At 69.1% G+C, this 17,985-nt stretch carries 23 protein-coding genes and 1 pseudogene; 16 read left to right on the plus strand and 8 right to left on the minus strand.

Features of this window, described 5'->3' with window-relative positions; genetic code table 11:
* The 4 genes from ACZ7NC_RS27930 to ACZ7NC_RS27945 all read left to right on the plus strand — a co-directional run bounded on the left by ACZ7NC_RS27930 (window position 1) and on the right by ACZ7NC_RS27945 (window position 3,861).
* Complete coding sequence (locus tag ACZ7NC_RS27930) at window positions 1-918, plus strand: SCO2523 family variant P-loop protein (protein WP_471492222.1); 918 nt, start codon at window positions 1-3, stop codon at window positions 916-918.
* Window positions 915-1,895, plus strand: coding sequence for an SCO2522 family protein (locus ACZ7NC_RS27935; protein WP_471492223.1), 981 nt, complete (start codon window positions 915-917; stop codon window positions 1,893-1,895). Before ACZ7NC_RS27930 ends, ACZ7NC_RS27935 begins: the two co-directional genes overlap by 4 nt.
* Window position 1,896: 1 nt before the next feature.
* Window positions 1,897-2,868, plus strand: coding sequence for an SCO2521 family protein (locus ACZ7NC_RS27940; RefSeq protein ID WP_471492224.1), 972 nt, complete (start codon window positions 1,897-1,899; stop codon window positions 2,866-2,868).
* A gap of 105 nt (window positions 2,869-2,973) precedes the next feature.
* A complete protein-coding gene (locus ACZ7NC_RS27945; RefSeq protein ID WP_471492225.1) occupies window positions 2,974-3,861 on the plus strand; it encodes a DUF6879 family protein in 888 nt (295 codons plus the stop codon).
* Here the strand turns inward: ACZ7NC_RS27945 and ACZ7NC_RS27950 are convergent.
* Complete coding sequence (locus ACZ7NC_RS27950) at window positions 3,845-4,120, minus strand: DUF397 domain-containing protein (protein ID WP_471492226.1); 276 nt, start codon at window positions 4,118-4,120, stop codon at window positions 3,845-3,847. The genes ACZ7NC_RS27945 and ACZ7NC_RS27950 overlap by 17 nt on opposite strands.
* Window positions 4,102-4,935, minus strand: coding sequence for a helix-turn-helix domain-containing protein (locus ACZ7NC_RS27955; RefSeq protein ID WP_471492227.1), 834 nt, complete (start codon window positions 4,933-4,935; stop codon window positions 4,102-4,104). Before ACZ7NC_RS27955 ends, ACZ7NC_RS27950 begins: the two co-directional genes overlap by 19 nt.
* A gap of 86 nt (window positions 4,936-5,021) precedes the next feature.
* On the opposite strand from ACZ7NC_RS27955, the gene ACZ7NC_RS27960 reads away from it, so the two are divergent.
* From ACZ7NC_RS27960 to ACZ7NC_RS27985, 6 genes are read left to right on the plus strand one after another with little or no spacing between them, the layout of a single operon-like run.
* Window positions 5,022-5,255, plus strand: a complete 234-nt coding sequence (locus ACZ7NC_RS27960) for a hypothetical protein (RefSeq protein ID WP_471492228.1) — start codon at window positions 5,022-5,024, stop codon at window positions 5,253-5,255.
* Entirely contained in the window at window positions 5,252-5,467 is a 216-nt protein-coding gene (locus ACZ7NC_RS27965; RefSeq protein ID WP_383410412.1) for a hypothetical protein, read from the plus strand. The genes ACZ7NC_RS27960 and ACZ7NC_RS27965 overlap by 4 nt, the downstream gene beginning before the upstream one ends.
* 30 nt (window positions 5,468-5,497) lie before the next feature.
* Complete coding sequence (locus ACZ7NC_RS27970; protein ID WP_471492229.1) at window positions 5,498-6,118, plus strand: DUF1266 domain-containing protein; 621 nt, start codon at window positions 5,498-5,500, stop codon at window positions 6,116-6,118.
* A gap of 26 nt (window positions 6,119-6,144) precedes the next feature.
* Window positions 6,145-6,276 carry a hypothetical protein gene (locus ACZ7NC_RS27975; protein WP_471492230.1) on the plus strand — a complete coding sequence of 44 codons (132 nt, stop codon included), beginning with the start codon at window positions 6,145-6,147 and terminating at the stop codon, window positions 6,274-6,276.
* A complete protein-coding gene (gene recO / locus ACZ7NC_RS27980; RefSeq protein WP_471492231.1) occupies window positions 6,273-7,019 on the plus strand; it encodes a DNA repair protein RecO in 747 nt (248 codons plus the stop codon). The genes ACZ7NC_RS27975 and recO overlap by 4 nt, the downstream gene beginning before the upstream one ends.
* Before the next feature lie 16 nt (window positions 7,020-7,035).
* The gene (locus tag ACZ7NC_RS27985; RefSeq protein ID WP_471492232.1) at window positions 7,036-7,875 is read left to right on the plus strand and encodes an isoprenyl transferase; all 840 of its coding nucleotides are present in this window, start codon (window positions 7,036-7,038) and stop codon (window positions 7,873-7,875) included.
* An 81-nt stretch (window positions 7,876-7,956) separates the two neighbouring features.
* On the opposite strand, the gene ACZ7NC_RS27990 is transcribed toward ACZ7NC_RS27985, so the two are convergent.
* From ACZ7NC_RS27990 to ACZ7NC_RS28010, 5 genes are all read right to left on the minus strand, one after another.
* Complete coding sequence (locus ACZ7NC_RS27990) at window positions 7,957-8,349, minus strand: hypothetical protein (protein WP_471492233.1); 393 nt, start codon at window positions 8,347-8,349, stop codon at window positions 7,957-7,959.
* A gap of 134 nt (window positions 8,350-8,483) precedes the next feature.
* A complete protein-coding gene (locus tag ACZ7NC_RS27995) occupies window positions 8,484-8,900 on the minus strand; it encodes a Fur family transcriptional regulator (protein WP_471492234.1) in 417 nt (138 codons plus the stop codon).
* Between the two features lie 60 nt (window positions 8,901-8,960).
* The gene (locus tag ACZ7NC_RS28000) at window positions 8,961-9,863 is read right to left on the minus strand and encodes a metal ABC transporter permease (protein WP_471492235.1); all 903 of its coding nucleotides are present in this window, start codon (window positions 9,861-9,863) and stop codon (window positions 8,961-8,963) included.
* Complete coding sequence (locus tag ACZ7NC_RS28005; RefSeq protein WP_471492236.1) at window positions 9,863-10,630, minus strand: metal ABC transporter ATP-binding protein; 768 nt, start codon at window positions 10,628-10,630, stop codon at window positions 9,863-9,865. The genes ACZ7NC_RS28000 and ACZ7NC_RS28005 overlap by 1 nt, the downstream gene beginning before the upstream one ends.
* Before the next feature lie 36 nt (window positions 10,631-10,666).
* A complete protein-coding gene (locus ACZ7NC_RS28010; protein ID WP_471492237.1) occupies window positions 10,667-11,629 on the minus strand; it encodes a metal ABC transporter substrate-binding protein in 963 nt (320 codons plus the stop codon).
* Between the two features lie 162 nt (window positions 11,630-11,791).
* Here ACZ7NC_RS28010 and ACZ7NC_RS28015 point away from each other — a divergent pair, with 162 nt between their 5' ends.
* From ACZ7NC_RS28015 to ACZ7NC_RS28025, 3 genes are all read left to right on the plus strand, one after another.
* Entirely contained in the window at window positions 11,792-13,174 is a 1,383-nt protein-coding gene (locus ACZ7NC_RS28015; protein WP_471492238.1) for a glycine--tRNA ligase, read from the plus strand.
* 146 nt (window positions 13,175-13,320) lie between these two features.
* On the plus strand, window positions 13,321-13,932 hold the full coding sequence (locus ACZ7NC_RS28020; RefSeq protein WP_471492239.1) for a LysE family translocator: 612 nt from the start codon (window positions 13,321-13,323) through the stop codon (window positions 13,930-13,932).
* 60 nt (window positions 13,933-13,992) lie between these two features.
* Window positions 13,993-14,652, plus strand: coding sequence for a maltokinase N-terminal cap-like domain-containing protein (locus tag ACZ7NC_RS28025; protein ID WP_471492240.1), 660 nt, complete (start codon window positions 13,993-13,995; stop codon window positions 14,650-14,652).
* Between the two features lie 260 nt (window positions 14,653-14,912).
* Here ACZ7NC_RS28025 and ACZ7NC_RS28030 read toward each other — a convergent pair whose 3' ends face one another.
* Window positions 14,913-15,959, minus strand: a complete 1,047-nt coding sequence (locus ACZ7NC_RS28030) for a chitinase (RefSeq protein ID WP_471492241.1) — start codon at window positions 15,957-15,959, stop codon at window positions 14,913-14,915.
* 171 nt (window positions 15,960-16,130) lie between these two features.
* Here ACZ7NC_RS28030 and ACZ7NC_RS28035 point away from each other — a divergent pair, with 171 nt between their 5' ends.
* The 3 genes and pseudogenes from ACZ7NC_RS28035 to ACZ7NC_RS28045 form a co-directional block, all read left to right on the plus strand.
* A complete protein-coding gene (locus ACZ7NC_RS28035) occupies window positions 16,131-17,150 on the plus strand; it encodes an aldo/keto reductase (protein ID WP_471492242.1) in 1,020 nt (339 codons plus the stop codon).
* Window positions 17,151-17,179: 29 nt separating this feature from the next.
* A complete protein-coding gene (locus ACZ7NC_RS28040) occupies window positions 17,180-17,779 on the plus strand; it encodes a TetR/AcrR family transcriptional regulator (protein WP_471492243.1) in 600 nt (199 codons plus the stop codon).
* A pseudogene (locus ACZ7NC_RS28045) lies at window positions 17,776-17,985 on the plus strand (TetR/AcrR family transcriptional regulator); the annotation flags it as partial. The gene ACZ7NC_RS28040 and the pseudogene ACZ7NC_RS28045, both read left to right, overlap by 4 nt.

The following is a 17,985-nucleotide window of genomic DNA, read 5'->3' on the forward strand; positions in this document are numbered from 1 at the left end:
GTGCTGATCTTCGCCGCCTCCGACAAAGGAGGCACGGGCCGCTCCGTCACGAGCGCCAACCTCGCCTACCACCGCGCGCTGGCCGGGGACGACGTCTGCTACCTGGACTTCGACTTCGGCTCGCCCACCGCGGCGGCCGTCTTCGACGTGGGCGACGCCCGTCAGGAGACCGAGGACCGCGGGCTGCACGCCTACCTCATAGGGGACGTCAGCGAACCGGCCCGGATCGACGTCTGGTCCGAGACCGAGCACCAGGTGCTGCGCTTCCCGCCGCCCGGCTGTGGCCGCCTGGTGCTGATGCCCGGCGACATCAGCGGCGGCGAGTTCGCCACCAGCGACGACAATCTGCGCCGCTGCGTCGACCTGCTGATGAACCTGTACTACGAGTTCGACCTGGTCGTCGTCGACCTCAGCGCCGGCCGCTCCTACGCCGTCGACATGGTCCTGGAGGCCACCGCACAGCCCGAGATGCGCGAGGTCTTGGCCCGCTGGCTGGTCTTCCACCGCTGGACCCGCCAGCATGTGGGGGCCGCCGCGAGCCTGGTCTTCGGCAAGCGCGGCATCGTCGCCGGCGGCATCGAGCGCGGCCACGACGAGGAGGCGCTGCGCAACGCCATCCGCTTTGTGCGGGCGGCGGTGCCCGACCCGGAATCGCCGCTGTGGTCGCAGGTCTCGCCCACCCAGTCGGCGTGGATGCGCAAGACCGACGGCGACCTCAAGCAGCTCGCCTCCACCCACGGCATCGGCTACAGCCAGGTCCTCGGCTCCGTACCGCTCGAACCGGTCCTGCAATGGCGTGAGCAGCTCATCACCGACGAGGACGTGCTCGACAGCCAGATCGCCAACCAGGAGACCTGGACCGCGCTGAGCCAGCTCGCCGGACGCCTGACCGACGACAAGTACTGGGAGCAGGCGTGAGCGAAGCCGTGTTCCAGGAGACCACCGCGGAGCTGCGCACCCAGTCCGTGCCGCTGTCCCATCTCTCGCTGGAGCTGGGCCACCTCTACATGGAGGACTTCGAGGCGGGTCCCAAACGGCTCGGTGAGCACTTCGCCGAGGTGCGGGTCTGGGTGGACGCCGTACGCGCCTCGACGGCCCGCCGCAGCAAGCGCCCGCGCATCAGCACCTGCTTCCTCGTCGACGACTACTTCACCCGCTTCTCCACCCCGGCCGAGCTGATCCCGATGGTGCTCAAGGAGGCCGAGAAGGCGGGCCTCGTCATCGACTACCTGGCCCGCGAGTCGGGCTGCGCGGTCGCCGACCGCGTCGAACTCGCGGAATCGGTCATGCACCGTCTCGTAGAGTCCCCGCCGCCCGGCAGCTACGGCTCCCGCCCGCCCGTCAGCCAGACCGGCTGGCTGCCCAACGGCCAGCGCACGCCCTCGACGTCCCGCAGCGCACTGGGCGAGGTCAAGGGCTGGGAGGCGCCCCAGGAGACGGCGGCCCGCAACCACTCCATCTTCATGGACGTCGAGCTGTGGTCGGAGAAGGACGGACGGCGGCTGTGGTCCTGCCCGTTCCTGGCCGCCGTATGGCAACTCGCCCGGCTGGGCCTGTTACGGCACCTCGGCCAGCCCGTCCTCGTGCCCAAGGACTGGCAGGGCGAGGACTTCCCGCACGACTGGGACCGGCTGCCGCCGCTGGTCAAACTCACCGACACCAAGGCCGCGTTCAGCGCGTACCGCACCTGCACCCTGATGCCGAACCGCTTCCTCGCCGTCGAGGACGCCGTACGGCTCATCCTGGACCAGACAGACGTCGACGCGGGGGCCCTGCGGCAGGTCGCCGAGCGGTCGGCCGGCGAGGGCGTGCCGGTACCGGCGGCCGTCGCGCAGCGCGCCACCTATGTCTTCTACGAGGAGCCGGGCGACTCCTCCGAGGCCGAGGAGAGCTGAGATGACGGCGGCCCCCGGACACCCCGCGCGTTCGGTCCTCGCCTGCGGCGAGGTGCGCACCTGTCTGCTGCCGTCCCACCAGCCGCTGGACGCCCGGGCGGCCGTCCAGCTGCTCCGGCTGCGCGCCGACGAGCCCGTCAGGGTCTCCGAACGGCCCAGCATGTACGTCCGTTCCCCCGAGATCCTGACCGGCGTGGACTGCCGGCTGCCCGCCTCCAACGGCTCCAAGGTCCGGGCCGTCGGTACGGTGGCCGCCCGCGCGGCGCTGACCGAGGGCCGGCTGCTCCAGTCGACGGCGTACTTCAGCCTCCCGGCCGCCGGGCCCGACGTACGCCGCCCCTGGGGCCAGTACCTGGTACGGCCCGGACTGGTCGAGCCGTTCGGAAAGTTACCCCAACAGGCCACGGCGGAAGGCATGTTGAGGGGCGCCCGGCGCGGTGAGCTGGACCTCGGGATGATCGCCGAGGGCCTGCTGGCCGGGCTGCGGCGGCACGCCCTGCTGGACCGCCGGGTGCCCTTCAAGTCCAGCCCCACCAGGCTGCGTTGGGTCGCGCGACGCGAAGCCGACGGTGAGCGGGCGTCGCTGGTGAACTTCACCGTGGCCGAGGGCGGGCTGCGGACCATGGAGATACGGCTGCCGGAGCACATCCCGGCGGCATCCGCGGCGGGCATTTGCGAAGATCTCGCCCTGCACGACTGGCTTTTGACGACCGTTCAGCACATGCTTGACAACAGCAGGCTCGGTGCGACGGACGGGCCTTCCGTGGTCGACATACTGCATCCCGTCGTCGTACATCTGCTGCATCTGTGGATGCCGCGCGCACACGTGGACCCCGCGCTGGGTCACCTGTGGGACGTGCTGGAAGACAAGCCGGGGTTCTCCCGGCAGTGGGAGAACCTCAGTCGGCGCATCCGCGACCGACTGGCCCTCCAGGCCGTAGCGACACCGCAACAGGCACTGAGCAGACGCTGAGGGGCGCAACCGAACCACCAACCCGACGGGGGAAGAGACATGAACGGAGCGTCATCGTTAGGAGCAGGGAACAACGGGCAAGTCGCACCACGGCAGGATCAGCGCATGCCGAAGATGTTCTGGCGGATACTGATCACGGCCGGAGCGGCGGGTGGCGCCTTCCTGCTGACCAGCATTCTGAACGAGGACGACGGGAACATCTGGCAGTGGGTGGCGTCCATCGTCATCGGCAGCGCGGCGCTGATCGTGCAGTTCCTGATCGACTTCGGGGAGCGGTTCGAGAAGGTCGACCGGCGCTTCAACGAGATCCTCGCCGCGACGACGCTGTTCAGCCAGGTCGACGGTTCGGTGCTGCGCTCCGACGAGGTGACCCGGCTGGTCCTCGGCTACACCAAGGTCCGTGAGCAGGGCGGCGACATCGTGCAGGCCTTCGCCGAGAAGGAGCTGGGCCGCCTCGCCAAGACGATGGAGGGGCTCGGCAGCGGCAGCGCGGACTGCCCCGGCGAGAACAACGAGTGGCTGATCGACATCACCGACTGCGTCAAGATGACCGTCGACGCCACCAGCACCTCGGTGGACCGGGAGTTCTGGACGAGTGGGTCCGCCGAGCGGTATCTCACCGCGCAGGAGAAGGCGATCAAGAAGCGGGGCGTGGAGATCCGGCGTCTGTTCGTCGTGCGGTACGAGGAGGAGGTCACGCCGGAGCTCAGGGCGCTGTGCGAGAGCCAACGCAGGCGCGGCATCGAGGCCCGTATCGCGGTGCGGTCACTGATGGAGACGAACCCCAAGGTGGACGACTTCATCATCTTCGACGGCGAGCTGTGCTACGAGACCAAGCCGGACCAGGAGTCCAACCCGGACAAGACGTGGCTGAGCGCCGAGCCGGACCATATCGAGGACCGCGTCACCCAGTTCGCCAAGCTGTGGGCGGAGTCGGAGCGACAGGCGGGCCCCGAGCCCGAGCCCCAGCCGGCGGTCACTTCAGGGACGTGAGGAAACCGCTCCAGGCGTGGGCGGGGATGAGGAGTACGGGACTGTCCGAGGCGAGCTTGGAGTCTCGGACAGGGACGATACCGGGGACTCCGTCGGCGACCTCGACGCAGTCCTCCCCGCCGCTACCGCCGCTGTAGGTGCTCTTGCGCCAGGCGGCGGCCCCTGGGAAGTCGTACGCGACCTCGACGCAGTCCCCGCCGTTGCCGTCGCTGTAGGAGCTCTTGCGCCAGCTCGCGTTGCTCAGGTCGTACTCGCGCATCGTCTGTAGTCCTCCGCCGCCGACTCGACCAGGGCCCGGGACGCCTCCGGCGACAGCGCGGCGGCCCTGATCAGATCGTATGCCGCGTACGCGCGCTTCACCACAGCCGGATCGTCCAGCAGATTCCCCGAATACACGGCTTCTGTATAGGCCGTTGGCGGTGCGTCCTCGAACTCCATCAGCTTCAGCGAACCGGTCATGAGGGCGTACGCCCCAGCCGCGTACGGCAGCACCTGGATCAGCACTGTGCGCTCCCGTGCCATCGCCGCCACGCGCTCCAGCTGGTCCGCCATGACCTCCGGGCCACCGACCGGGATGCGCAGCACGTTTTCGTGCAGGACCACCCAATACACGGGCCGTGTAGCGTCCTTGAGGATGTGCTGGCGCTCCAGTCGCCCTGACACCTTGTCGCCGATGTACTCGTCAGGCGCGAACGCGTTCATCGCCAGCGTCACCGCCCGCGCGTACCCTGCAGTCTGCAGCAGGCCCGGCACCAGCACGGGCGCGAACTCACAGATCTTCGTGGCGAGCCGCTCCAGCTCCGCCGCCTTCGCGAAGTATTCCGCGTACCGCCGGTCGTTGATGAGCCGCTTCCACAAGCGCTCGAAAATACCGTCGGTTTGTAGCGCCTCATCGATCCGCTGGGCGACATCCAATTGCGGCTTTCGAATTGCCTGTTCGAACTGGCCGATGTAACCACCGGAGACAAATACCCGGGAACCCAACTCCACCTGAGTGATTCCGGCGTTCTCCCTTCGCCGCTTCAGTTCCGCCCCGAAGAACTCCCAAGCCGCCTGACGTGAACCGTTGGCCATGGCAACCCCCTTGCGCTGCCCCGCACTTGTAGGGCACAGACTCCTGCCGAGTGTAGGCGTCGCAGGTCACCATGGAGATGGAATGCGTGAAACCCAAATGGCAGGGGAGCAAGGTGACGGCACGACACTCGGCGCACTGCGTCGAAGAAGCGGAGGAAGCAGTGAAGGAATTGCGGGCGGTGCTCCAGAGGGCAGGAATTACGCTGCCGACACTCCGGATCGATCCGGCGAGTCTTGCGCGTGAAGCCCCTTGCCCGCTCGTCGAATTGGGCCGCTGTTCCGTCGAGACCGCGCAGCGCCTCGCGGCGGTGTTGCGATGAAGCCGCCGATCGGGGCTTATGTCGTCGACACTCGTTCGGGTCGGATCGGCGTGGTGATGGGACACGAGGGACCGTATGTACAGCTGAGGCCGTACGGGGGCGGCAAGGAGTGGGACGCCGAGCCGACGGCGGTGAGGAATGCCACGCCGGCCGAGCGGCTGCGCGCGGCGACGGCGTACGCGAACGCACGGAGCAGGGGTGAGGTTCCTTGACGTAGGGACGGGTGCGTAGGGTGCGGCGGCATGGCCTTGTGGAGATGGAGAAGGCGCGGTGTGAAGGCGGCCCGCCGCTACCCCGTGCCGCTCACCGTGCACCAGCTGTGGATGGTCGCGCTGAGCGCGCCGGTGAGCCGGGACCGGGGCGCCTCGCGGACCACGCTGTACCCGTACGCGCGGATCGACGACGACAGCGCCCGGCGCCGGCTGGCCGACCAGTGGGAGATCACCTCGCGGGAGCAGCTGGTCGGCCGGCTCGACGAGCTGTCCCGTACCGGCTACCGGGCCAGGGCGTACCGGCTCACCGGTGTCGCGCCGCTCGCCTGGGACGCCGCGCTGTACGTCGACATCGCCCGCCGGGGCTTCGCCTGCGGGCTGATCGGCGAGGACGAGGCGTGGACCGCGCTGAAGAACATCGTGCCGGCGGTGGTGGGGACGTACGGCTCCTGGCACGAGTACGCCGCTCACTATCTGCTCGGGCGGCAGGTCTGGCGGGACGGGCTGCGCGGCACGGAGGAACCCCGGCCCCCGGCGTCGCAGGAGGTCGCCGATGAGCATCTGCGCTCCCTGCTGGACCCGGCGAATCGTTCCAGCCCTTGGAACATGGCCCCCTGGGACGCCATAAGCCACCCCGACCGCACCCGCTGACCCCTGCCGTACGCGAGAATGAACCCATGAGCCTGTTCCGCGACGACGGCATCGTGCTGCGCACCCAGAAGCTGGGCGAGGCGGACCGGATCATGCTGTGCTGCCCCGGGGGGCACCCCCCGGACCCCCGGCCGAAAGCCCGTGGAGGCCTGCGATGAGTCTCTTCCGGGATGACGGCATCGTGCTGCGCACCCAGAAACTCGGGGAAGCGGACCGGATCATCACGCTGCTCACTCGTGGGCACGGGCGGGTGCGGGCCGTGGCCCGGGGGGTGCGGCGGACCAAGTCGAAGTTCGGTGCTCGGCTCGAACCGTTCTCCCATGTCGACGTGCAGTTCTTCGCGCGGGGGAGCGAGCTGATCGGGCGTGGTCTGCCGCTGTGCACGCAGAGCGAGACCATCGCTCCGTACGGCGGCGGGATCGTCAGCGACTACGCCCGCTACACCGCCGGGACGGCCATGCTGGAGACCGCCGAGCGGTTCACCGACCATGAGGGCGAGCCGGCCGTGCAGCAGTATCTGCTGCTCGTCGGCGCCCTGCGGACGCTCGCACGCGGCGAGCACGCCCCGCACCTCGTTCTTGACGCGTTCCTGCTCCGCTCCCTCGCCGTCAACGGCTACGCCCCCACCTTCAGCGACTGTGCGAAATGCGGCATGCCCGGACCCAACCGCTTCTTCTCGGTCGCCTCCGGGGGCTCGGTCTGTGTCGACTGCCGGGTGCCCGGTAGCGTCGTACCGTCCCCGCAGACACTGGAACTGCTCGGTGCGCTGCTTACGGGAGACTGGGAGACGGCGGACGCCTGCGAGCCGCGGTACGTCCGGGAGGGCAGCGGGCTGGTGTCGGCCTATCTGCACTGGCACCTGGAGCGCGGGCTGCGTTCGCTTCGGTACGTGGAAAAGTAAGGGAGACGACAAGCACATGGCCGTGAGTGGGTTCCTGGGGCGTCGGCGACGCGAGTACAAGGCGCCGGAGCCGCACCCGTCCGGCGCCCGCGCGCCGAAGCTGCCGGGCGAGCTGATTCCGAAGCATGTGGCGATCGTCATGGACGGGAACGGCCGCTGGGCGAAGGAGCGCGGGCTGCCGCGCACCGAGGGCCACAAGGTCGGTGCCGAGCGGGTGCTGGACGTCCTCCAGGGCGCGGTCGAGATGGGTGTGGGGGCGATCTCGCTGTACGCCTTCTCCACCGAGAACTGGAAGCGCTCGCCCGACGAGGTGCGCTTCCTGATGAACTTCAACCGTGACTTCATCCGCAAGACCCGCGACCAGCTCGACGAGCTGGGGATCCGGGTGCGGTGGGTCGGCCGGATGCCCAAGCTGTGGAAGTCCGTCGCCAAGGAGCTCCAGATCGCTCAGGAGCAGACCAAGGACAACGACAAGCTGACGCTGTACTTCTGCATGAACTACGGCGGCCGGGCCGAGATCGCGGACGCCGCGCAGGCCCTCGCCGAGGATGTGAAGGCCGGGCGGCTGGACCCGTCGAAGGTCAACGAGAAGACCTTCGCCAAGTACATGTACTACCCGGACATGCCGGACGTGGACCTGTTCCTGCGCCCGAGCGGTGAGCAGCGCACCTCCAACTACCTTCTCTGGCAGAGCGCTTACGCCGAGATGGTCTTCCAGGACGTGCTGTGGCCGGACTTCGACCGGCGTGACCTGTGGCGCGCGTGCGTGGAGTTCGCCTCGCGCGACCGGCGGTTCGGCGGCGCGATCCCGAACGAGGAACTGCTCGCCATGGAGGGCCGCCCCGAGGAGGGCTGACCCCCCGGACGCAGACGCACGGGAACGGCCCCGCTCCACCGAAGTGGAGCGGGGCCGTTCGCGGTTCTGCTCAGGCCGACATCAGTTGTCGTTGAGGAACGTGTAGTCCTTGCACTCGCCGTCAGGCGCGCGGCAGAACTTGAAGCCGATGCGGGTGTTCTCCGGCAGGTCGTACTTGCCGCCCATGCTGGCCTTCTTGGTGGCGGTGTTGCCCTCGCCGCCGACCGTGAAGGAGTAGCGCGGGTTGCCGCTCGGGCTGCCGATGTACACGTTCATCGTGACACCGCGGCCGTCGGCGTCGTTGTCCTTGATCGTGACAACGTCACCGTACTCGTTGAAGAAGCCGGTGCCGCTCCAGTCGACGCCAGGCACGTTCCCCCAGGCATCCCCCGTGTGCATGGTGTGGTCGGCGGCCACCGCGGAGTTCGCGACAGCCATCACGAGCGCGGCGCTCGCAGCGGCCACACCTGCCATACGTCCCAGTCTCAAGTTGTTCTCCCCTGTTCTGTGCGGCTCCTGTGGTCGCAGGAGCCATAAATGATCATACAAACGTATGATCACGAACAGGTAACTGGGTGTTCATGTTTTGGCCAACTGGCCGGATTTGCTCAGCCGTTGGCCGCCGCGCACTCCGCGCACGTACCGAAGATCTCCACCGTGTGGGCCACGTTCACAAAGCCGTGCTCCGCCGCGATGGCGTCCGCCCACTTCTCCACGGCCGGGCCCTCGACCTCGACCGCCTTGCCGCAGACACGGCAGACCAGGTGATGGTGGTGCTCGCCGGACGAGCAGCGGCGGTACACCGACTCTCCGTCGGAGGTGCGCAGGACATCGACCTCGCCGGCGTCGGCGAGGGACTGGAGCGTGCGGTAGACCGTGGTGAGCCCGACCGAGTCGCCCTTGTGCTTGAGCATGTCGTGGAGCTCCTGCGCACTGCGGAACTCGTCGACCTCGTCAAGGGCGGCCGCCACGGCTGCACGCTGCCGGGTGGCTCGGCCCTTCACGGGCGGTCCTGCCGTCGTCACCGGTTGCCTCCTCACGTCTGCGCCTTGCCGGGCCATTGTGCCAGCCCGGATCGGGAGCGGTCAGACGCTCATCTTCCCGTCGCTCTCCCTGCTGGCCGGAATCGCGCACTCCGCCGGGTCTCCGGAGGGCTGCGCGGCCGTCAGGGCACGGGCCCTGCGCCGGGCCAGCGGGGTCGCCAGCGCGGTCAGCGCGATGAACGCGCCGATGGTGAGCAGCACGATCGTCGCGCCGGGCGGCACGTCCTGGTAGTACGAGGTGACCGTGCCGCCGATCGTCACCGTGATGCCGATCGCGACGGCGATGGCGAACGTCGCCGCGAAGCTGCGGGTCAGCTGCTGCGCCGCCGCCACCGGCACCACCATCAGCGCGCTCACCAGCAGCAGGCCGACCACCCGCATCGCGACCGTCACCGTCACCGCCGCGGTGATCGCCGTCAGCAGGTTCAGGGCACGCACCGGAAGGCCCGTGACCCGCGCGAACTCCTCGTCCTGGCTCACCGCGAACAGCTGCCGGCGCAGCCCGAGGGTGACCAGCACCACGAAGGCGGCCAGCAGGATGATCGCCGTCACGTCCGACTCGCTCACCGTGGAGAGGGAGCCGAAGAGGTACGAGGTCAGGTTGGCGTTAGAGCCGTTCGGTGCGAGGTTGATGAACATCACACCGCCGGCCATGCCGCCGTAGAAGAGCATCGCGAGGGCGATGTCGCCGCGGGTCTTGCCGTACCAGCGGATCAGCTCCATGAGGACCGCGCCGAGCACCGAGACCAGCGTCGCCATCCACACCGGCGACCAGGACAGCAGGAAGCCGAGGCCCACGCCGGTCATCGCGACATGGCCGATTCCGTCGCCCATCAAGGCCTGGCGGCGCTGAACGAGGTAGATGCCGACGGCGGGGGCGGTGATGCCGACCAGCACGGCGGCGAGCAGCGCCCGCTGCATGAAGTCGTAGTTCAGGAAGTCCATCAGCTCAGCAGCCCCGTCCGGATCGGTTCGGCGTCGTGAGCCGCGTGCGGGTGTACATGGTCGTGGCCGGGCAGCGCGTGCTGGCCGACGGCCTTCGGGGGCGGCCCGTCGTGCGTCACGCAGCCGTCACGCAGTACGACCGCCCGGTCGATCAGGGGCTCCAGGGGGCCCAGCTCATGCAGCACGAGCAGCACCGTCGCACCGGCCGCGACCTGCTCCCTGAGCGTCCGCGCGAGCACCTCCTGGCTGGCCAGGTCCACGCCCGCCATCGGCTCGTCCATGATCAGCAGTTGAGGCTCGGAGGCCAGGGCGCGGGCTATGAGCACGCGCTGGTGCTGGCCGCCGGAGAGGGCGTTCACGGAGTCCTTCACCCGGTCCGCCATGCCGACGAGCTCCAGGGCGTGGCGCACGGCGGCGTGGTCGGCCTTGCGGAAGACGCCGAAGCGGGTGCGCGAGAGGCGGCCCGAGGAGACGACCTCGCCGACCGTGGCGGGCACACCGCCGGCGGCCGTCGTGCGCTGCGGGACGTAGCCCACCCGCGCCCAGTCGCGGAACCGGGCCCGCGGGGTGCCGAACAGCTCGATCTCGCCGGCGCTGACCGGCACCTGGCCGATGACGCTGCGCACGGCCGTCGACTTGCCCGAGCCGTTGGCGCCGAGCAGCGCGACGACCTCACCGTGGCGCACGGTGAGGTCGATGCCGCGCAGGACGGGGCGCGAACCCAGCTCGGCGCGTACGCCGCGCAGCGATATGACGGGCTCGTTCATGCCGTCCTCCGTAGGTCGATCACTTGCGTAGGTCGCTCACTTGGTGCCCAGGGCGGACTTCAGGGCCGTGAGATTGGCCTCCATGACCGCGAAGTAGTCGTCGCCCTTGGACTTGTCGGTGATGCCCTCCAGCGGATCGAGGACGTCCGTCTTCAGGCCCGCGTCGCCGGCGAGGGTCTTCGCGGTCTTGTCGGACACGAGTGTCTCGTAGAAGACGGTGGTGACGCCGTCGGCCTTGGCCTCGTCGCGGAGCTCCTTGATCCGGGCCGGGCTGGGCTCGCTCTCCGGGTCGAGACCGGCGATGGCCTCCTGGGTGAGGCCGTAGCGCTCGGCGAGGTAGCCGAAGGCGGCGTGGTTGGTGAAGAAGACCTTGCTCTTGGTGTTCTTCAGGCCGTCCGCGAACTGGGCGTTGAGCTCGTCGAGCTTCTTGACCAGCGCTTCGGCGTTCTTCTTGTAGTCCGCGGCGTGGTCCGGGTCGGCCTTCTCGAAGGCCTTGGCGACACCCTCGGCGACCTCGGCGTACTTCACCGGGTCCAGCCAGATGTGCGGGTCGCGGGCGTGCTCCTCCTCCTCGGAGTGCGCCTCCTCGCCCTCGTGCTCGTGGCTGTCCTCCAGGTTGCCGTGGTCCTCGAGCTTGGTGAGCGCGGCGGCGTCGATCTTGGTCTTGACGCCGGACTGCGTGACGGCCTCGTCGACGGCGGGCTGGAGGCCCTTGAGATAGAGGGCGGCGTCGGACTCCTCGATCTGCGCGCGCTGCTGGGCGCTGACCTCGAGGTCGTGCGGTTCCTGGCCGGGTTGGGTCAGACTGGAGACCTTCACATGGTCGCCGCCGATCTGCTCGGCGAGGAACGCCATCGGGTAGAACGACGCGACGACGTCGAACTTGTCCGTGTTGCCCGCCGCCTCGCTGTCCGAGGAGCAGGCGGAGAGCGTGCCGATGCCGAGTGTGGTGACGGCCGCGAGGGCGATCGCGGATATATGAGGTCGTCGTACGTTCATGACAGTCATTTTCAGCGAAGTTGGAAACGGTTGTCAACAAGCGTGAGCGGCCGTCCACAGAGGGCTACCGATTTGGTTGAGGGGGAGGCCCCGCCGGTACCCTGAAGCATTCGCTGTGAAGCGCCTCGCTTCGTCGCCCGTCGTCGTAATGAAGAGAGCACCGTGGCCGCCGACAAGATCGACACCATCGTCAGCCTGAGCAAGCGCCGTGGCTTCGTATTCCCCTGCAGTGAGATCTACGGCGGCCAGCGCGCCGCCTGGGACTACGGGCCGCTGGGTGTCGAGCTCAAGGAGAACCTCAAGCGCCAGTGGTGGCGCTACATGGTGACGTCGCGCGAGGACGTCGTCGGTATCGACTCGTCCGTGATCCTGGCCCCCGAGGTCTGGGTCGCCTCCGGTCACGTCGCCACTTTCACGGACCCGCTGACCGAGTGCACCTCCTGCCACAAGCGGTTCCGCGCCGACCACCTGGAAGAGGCGTACGAGGCCAAGCACGGCCGTATGCCGGAGAACGGCCTCGCGGACGTGAACTGCCCGCACTGCGGCAACAAGGGCCAGTTCACCGAGCCGAAGCAGTTCTCGGGGCTCCTCTCCACCCACCTCGGCCCGACCCAGGACAGCGGCTCCATCGCCTACCTGCGCCCCGAGACCGCCCAGGGCATCTTCACCAACTTCGGCCTGGTGCAGACGACCTCGCGCCGCAAGCCGCCGTTCGGCATCGCGCAGATGGGCAAGTCCTTCCGCAACGAGATCACGCCCGGCAACTTCATCTTCCGCACCCGTGAGTTCGAGCAGATGGAGATGGAGTTCTTCGTCAAGCCGGGCGAGGACGAGAAGTGGCAGGAGTACTGGATGGAGCAGCGCTGGAACTGGTACACGGGCCTGGGTCTCCGTGAGGAGAACATGCGCTGGTACGAGCACCCGAAGGAGAAGCTCTCCCACTACTCGAAGCGCACGGCGGACATCGAGTACCGCTTCCAGTTCGGCGGCAGCGAGTGGGGTGAGCTGGAGGGTGTGGCCAACCGCACCGACTACGACCTGACCGCCCACTCCAAGGCCTCCGGCCAGGACCTTGCCTACTACGACCAGGAGGCGGGCGAGCGCTGGACGCCGTATGTCATCGAGCCGGCGGCCGGTGTCGGCCGCGCGATGCTGGCGTTCCTGCTCGACGCCTATGTCGAGGACGAGGCGCCCAACGCCAAGGGCAAGATGGAGAAGCGCACGGTGCTGCGCCTGGACCACAGGCTGGCCCCCGTGAAGGTCGCGGTGCTCCCGCTCTCCCGTAACCCCGAGCTCTCCCCGAAGGCCAAGGGCCTCGCCCAGGCGCTGCGCCAGAACTGGAACATCGAGTTCGACGACGCCGGCGCCATCGGCCGCCGCTACCGCCGCCAGGACGAGATCGGCACGCCGTACTGCGTGACGGTCGACTTCGACACGCTCGAGGACAACGCGGTGACGGTGCGTGAGCGCGACTCGATGAAGCAGGAGCGCATCTCTCTCGACCAGATCGAGGGTTACCTGGCGAGCAGGCTCGTCGGCTGCTAGGTGCGTTCGCGGGTAGGTTCCCCGCGCCCCTGAGGGTGCGGGGAACTCGGCGTTTATCGCCCCCGCCCGGCGGTGCCGATTGGTCCGGCAGCCAGGTCATTGATTGGCCCTGTTTCGCGAGGTGCGGCGGCACAAGGCTGGGCGGCATGAGCCTCGCCTTCCTCCTCACCACCCTCGTCGTGGTCGCCACCCCCGGCACCGGCGTCGTCTACACACTCGCCGCCGCGCTCTCCCGCGGCCGTCGCGCGAGCGTCGTCGCCGCCTTCGGATGCACCCTCGGCATCGTCCCGCACATGCTGGCCACCGTCACCGGTGTCGCCGCGCTGCTGCACGCGAGTGCGACCGCCTTCCAGATCCTCAAGTACGCCGGTGTCGCCTACCTCTTCTACATGGCGTGGGCGACGCTCAAGGACAAGGACGCCATCGCGGTGGACGAGACGGCCGCGCCGCTCTCCTCGGGGCGGGTGATCGTGCGAGGCGTGCTGATCAACATCCTCAACCCGAAGCTGACGATGTTCTTCTTCGCCTTCCTGCCGCAGTTCGTCGACCCGGGCGAGGCGAACGCCGTGCCGCGCATGCTGGCGCTGAGCGGTGTGTTCATGCTGGCGACGTTCGTGGTCTTCGCGGCGTACGGCATCCTCGCGGCCTCCGTGCGCAGCCATGTCACCTCCCGGCCCCGGGTGATGACGTGGCTGCGGCGGACCTTCGCGGGGTCGTTCCTTGCGCTGGGCGCGAAGCTTGCGGTCACCGCCCGCTAGAATCCGGAACTTGATCGAAAAGGCGTATCGGGGTCTCAGATCCCCATGAGAGCCTTCGGCATGGCCATCATCCATCGCACCACCCTCGAACCGACCAAGCTGGAACTGCTCACCTCATGGCTGCCGACCCGCCCTTGGTACGTCGGTGCCAGTGAACCCCGGCTCGCCAAGTCCGGCGGGTTCCGGCTGGACGACCCGGCGGGCGAGGTCGGGATCGAGTTCATGGTGACCACCGATGACACGGGTCCCGAGTCGGTCAGCTACCTGGTGCCGCTGACCTATCGCGGCGCCCCTCTCGACGGCGCGGAACACGCCCTCGTCGGGACCACGGAGCACGGGGTGCTGGGGCGCCGCTGGGTCTACGACGGCTGCCACGACCCGGTGCTGGTCGCCGAGTTGTGGGCCCTGATCGAGGGGCGGGCCCCGGCCCAGGCGCAGAGCGTGACCGACACCGTCGACCGGGAGGTCACCCGCTCCTACGCCGGTCCCGGGCTGCCGGCGGAGCAGGTGACGGCCCCGGTCGCCGAGGACGAGGCGGGCGGCACCCGGCTGACCGCGCCGGACGGCACGACCCTGCGACTGCACCGGGTGCTGAGGCCCGTACCGCAGGGCGCGTCGCTCCTCCCCGAGGGCGCCGTAGGCCACTTCGGCGGTACCTGGCAACTGCCGGACGGCACCCGCGTCCAGGGGGTGTTCGGCACGCTGCACGCCGACGCGTGAGGTGAAGCTGTCCGAGGAATCGTGAGGCTGTCCCCGCCGCGCCCGGCGACGCGGAGGCGCACCTCGCGGGCGAGAACGAGCAGTTGAGTCGCTATCCGCCCTTCAGGGGGCGCGGCTTGGTCACCCGTGCCGTCCTCCCGGCCTCCCGGTACGCGGCCGGCGAGGGCGAGCAGGGGGCGGTGATCCCGGCATGGAGGGGGGCGGCGGGGACGGGGCGCGGCTCCATCGGTGCGTACTGCGGGGCCTGCCCGCCCCGGGGGTCAGCGGCCCTGTAGCAACCTGACGTTGTCGCCGAAGGTCCAGTTCTTCGAGCCGTCCCAGTTGATCGACCAGGTCATCAGGCCCTTGAGCGAGCTGCCGTAGTGCCGCCAGGCCTCTGCGACCAGGGGCGGTGACATGTAGCCGCCGCCCGCGCCCGACTGTGCGGGCAGGCCCGGTACCTGCTTGTCGTACGGCACCTTGATGGTCGTACCCTGCACGACCAGGCCCTTGTTGAGGCAGTCGGTCTGGGCGGTGAAGCCCGCGACGGTTCCGGCGGAGTAGGAGTCGCCGGAGCAGCCGTACATGCTGCCGTTGTAGTACTGCATGTTCAGCCACCACAGGCGGCCGTTGTCGGCGTACTTCTTGATGACGGGGAGATACGCGCCCCAGATCGAGCCGTAGACCACGCTGCCGCCCGTGACGTACGCCGTCTCCGGGGCCATCGTCAGGCCGAAGTTCGACGGCATCTGGGCCAGCACCCCGTCGATGATGCGGATCAGGTTGGCCTGGGACGTGGAGAGTTGGCTGATGTTCCCGCTGCCGACCAGGCCTGTCTCGATGTCTATGTCGATGCCGTCGAAGTTGTACTTCTTCAGGATCGGGACGATCGTCGCGACGAACCTGTCCGCCACGGCGGTCGAGTTGAGGTCGATGCCGGCCGTCGCGCCGCCGATCGAGAGCAGGATCGTCCGGCCGGAGGCCTTCGCCGCGCACATCTCGGCCGGGGTGGCCACCTTCACCCCGCTGTCCATGCCGTCCTCCCACAGGGCCGTCCCGTCGGAGCGGATGACCGGGAACGCCGCGTTGATCACGTTGTAGCCGTGCGCGGGGATGCGGGAGTCGGTGATCGGGGTCCAGCCGAAGGGTGGGTGGACGCCGTTGGCCGCGCCGTCCCAGTTCTCCCAGTAGCCCTGGAGGACCTTGCCGGACGGCTTCGACTTCACGGCGCAGGTGTCGGCGGCGGAGGCGCTGGTCGCGACGGGGAGCTGGGTGAGACAGGCGGTCGCCAGTGCGGCGGCGAGCAGGCGCAGGGCGCGGCGGAGCATACGGGGCCTCCCGGTGGGGGTCGGGGCGGGCGATGTCGTAGGCATGACAGTTCTCGTGGTCCAGACCTTTCGTCAATAGGTCTGGACCAGGAATGGGGAAGGGGGAGGGGAACGGGAACGTATGGAATGACAGATATTGAAATCTGTCAGCTGTTAGGGCATGGTGGAGGCATGACGATGCAAACCCGCACCCTCGGAACCACCGGCCCCCAGGTCTCCGCCCTCGGCCTCGGCTGCATGGGCATGTCCGCGCTGTACGGCGACGCGGACCGGACCGAGTCGATCGCCACCGTCCACGCCGCCCTCGAAGCGGGCGTGACGCTGCTCGACACCGGCGACTTCTACGCCATGGGCCACAACGAGATGCTGATCGGCGAGGCTCTGCGCACGGCGCCCGCGGCGCTGCGTGAACAGGCCCTGGTCAGCGTGAAGTTCGGCGCGCTGCGCGACCCGGCCGGCGGCTGGTCCGGATACGACGGCCGCCCGGCCGCCGTGAAGAACTTCGCCGCCTACTCCCTCCAGCGCCTCGGCGTCGACCACATCGACGTCTACCGGATCGCGCGGCTCGACCCCGACGTACCGATCGAGGAGACGGTCGGCGCGATCTCGGAACTGATCGAGCAGGGGTACGTCCGGCATGTGGGCCTCAGCGAGGTCGGCGCCGAGACGATCCGCCGGGCCGCCGCCACCGCGCCGATCTCCGATGTGCAGATCGAGTACTCCCTGATCTCCCGCGGCATCGAGGAGTCCGTCCTGCCGACCACCCGTGAGCTGGGCATCTCCATCACGGCCTACGGCGTCCTGTCCCGCGGTCTGATCTCCGGCCACTTCACCCGCGACCGGCAGCTCGCCGCGAACGACTTCCGGGCGATGTCGCCCCGCTTCCAGGGCGAGAACCTCCAGCACAACCTGAACCTGGTCGAGGCGCTGCGGAAGATCGCCGAGCGCAAGGGCGTCTCCGTCGCCCAGATCGCCATCGCCTGGGTGCTCTCGCGGGGCTCGCAGCACAACGACGACATCGTGCCGCTCGTCGGCGCCCGCACCCGCGAGCGGCTCACCGAGTCGCTGGGCGCGCTGGACGTCACGCTGGACGAGGCCGACCTGACGGAGATCGAGCGGACGGTGCCGGCGGACGCGGCGGCGGGCGATCGCTATCCGGCCGCGCAGATGGCTCACCTGGGCAGCAAGTGACCGCCGACGTGCCCGGTACGGTCTAGGTCATGTCACCGACGCCCCAGACCCTGACCGCCGAGCGCATCCTCGAAGCCACCGAGGAGGTGCTGCGCCGCCACGGCCCGGCCAAGGCCACCGTGGTCGACGTGGCCCGCGCGCTCGGCGTCAGCCATGGCAGCGTCTACCGGCACTTCCGCACCAAGACCGCGCTGCGGGAGGCGGTGACGAAGAGGTGGCTGGACCGTACGACGGGGGTGCTGGCGGCGATCGTCGGCGCCCCGGACCTTGACCCGGAGACCCGGGTGCGCGAGTGGCTCGCGGCACTCTTCGCCGCCAAGCGCCGCAAGGCGTTCGACGACCCGGAGCTGTTCGCCACGTACTCGGTGCTGACCACCGAGACCGCCGAGACGGTTGTCAGCGAGCACATCACCGAACTCACCGGCCAGCTCACCGAGATAGTCCGTACGGGAGCCGACTCGGGCGCCTTCACCGCCGAGAACCCGGCCGCCACGGCCGCAGCCCTCTTCCGCGCGACGGACCGCTTCCACGACCCGCGCTACGCCGGGGAGTGGGAGCAGCCGGGTGTGGAGGGGGAGTTCGAGGTGCTGGTGGAGCTGTTGATCCGGGGGTTGCGGGCTCGGGGTTGAGCCGGCATTGGAGGGTCCAGGTCGCTCGTTGTGCGGCCGAGGTAGGTGACCGGGCCCGGGCCGGACGTCGATCTCGTGACCCGGCCGCCACGGCCGGAGCCCTCTTCCGTGCGACGGACCGCTTCCACGACCCGCGCTACGCCGGGGAGTGGGAGCAGCCGGGTGTGGAGGGGGAGTTCGAGGTGCTGGTGGAGCTGTTGATCCGG

It is taken from the genome of Streptomyces sp. NPDC111802 (assembly GCF_055634335.1).

What these genes read in the sequence shown, in the direction of transcription:
- ACZ7NC_RS28005 (WP_471492236.1), bottom strand. Translation starts at nt 10,630, where the DNA reads ATGAACGAGCCCGTCATATCGCTGCGCGGCGTACGCGCCGAGCTGGGT.
- ACZ7NC_RS28040 (WP_471492243.1), top strand. Translation starts at nt 17,180, where the DNA reads ATGTCACCGACGCCCCAGACCCTGACCGCCGAGCGCATCCTCGAAGCC.
- recO (WP_471492231.1), top strand. Translation starts at nt 6,273, where the DNA reads ATGAGTCTCTTCCGGGATGACGGCATCGTGCTGCGCACCCAGAAACTC.
- ACZ7NC_RS27950 (WP_471492226.1), bottom strand. Translation starts at nt 4,120, where the DNA reads ATGCGCGAGTACGACCTGAGCAACGCGAGCTGGCGCAAGAGCTCCTAC.
- ACZ7NC_RS28025 (WP_471492240.1), top strand. Translation starts at nt 13,993, where the DNA reads ATGGCCATCATCCATCGCACCACCCTCGAACCGACCAAGCTGGAACTG.
- ACZ7NC_RS27945 (WP_471492225.1), top strand. Translation starts at nt 2,974, where the DNA reads ATGCCGAAGATGTTCTGGCGGATACTGATCACGGCCGGAGCGGCGGGT.
- ACZ7NC_RS28035 (WP_471492242.1), top strand. Translation starts at nt 16,131, where the DNA reads ATGACGATGCAAACCCGCACCCTCGGAACCACCGGCCCCCAGGTCTCC.
- ACZ7NC_RS27970 (WP_471492229.1), top strand. Translation starts at nt 5,498, where the DNA reads ATGGCCTTGTGGAGATGGAGAAGGCGCGGTGTGAAGGCGGCCCGCCGC.
- ACZ7NC_RS27940 (WP_471492224.1), top strand. Translation starts at nt 1,897, where the DNA reads ATGACGGCGGCCCCCGGACACCCCGCGCGTTCGGTCCTCGCCTGCGGC.
- ACZ7NC_RS27965 (WP_383410412.1), top strand. Translation starts at nt 5,252, where the DNA reads ATGAAGCCGCCGATCGGGGCTTATGTCGTCGACACTCGTTCGGGTCGG.
- ACZ7NC_RS28030 (WP_471492241.1), bottom strand. Translation starts at nt 15,959, where the DNA reads ATGCTCCGCCGCGCCCTGCGCCTGCTCGCCGCCGCACTGGCGACCGCC.
- ACZ7NC_RS28020 (WP_471492239.1), top strand. Translation starts at nt 13,321, where the DNA reads ATGAGCCTCGCCTTCCTCCTCACCACCCTCGTCGTGGTCGCCACCCCC.
- ACZ7NC_RS27955 (WP_471492227.1), bottom strand. Translation starts at nt 4,935, where the DNA reads ATGGCCAACGGTTCACGTCAGGCGGCTTGGGAGTTCTTCGGGGCGGAA.
- ACZ7NC_RS28010 (WP_471492237.1), bottom strand. Translation starts at nt 11,629, where the DNA reads ATGAACGTACGACGACCTCATATATCCGCGATCGCCCTCGCGGCCGTC.
- ACZ7NC_RS28000 (WP_471492235.1), bottom strand. Translation starts at nt 9,863, where the DNA reads ATGGACTTCCTGAACTACGACTTCATGCAGCGGGCGCTGCTCGCCGCC.
- ACZ7NC_RS27975 (WP_471492230.1), top strand. Translation starts at nt 6,145, where the DNA reads ATGAGCCTGTTCCGCGACGACGGCATCGTGCTGCGCACCCAGAAGCTG.
- ACZ7NC_RS27985 (WP_471492232.1), top strand. Translation starts at nt 7,036, where the DNA reads ATGGCCGTGAGTGGGTTCCTGGGGCGTCGGCGACGCGAGTACAAGGCG.
- ACZ7NC_RS27990 (WP_471492233.1), bottom strand. Translation starts at nt 8,349, where the DNA reads ATGGCAGGTGTGGCCGCTGCGAGCGCCGCGCTCGTGATGGCTGTCGCG.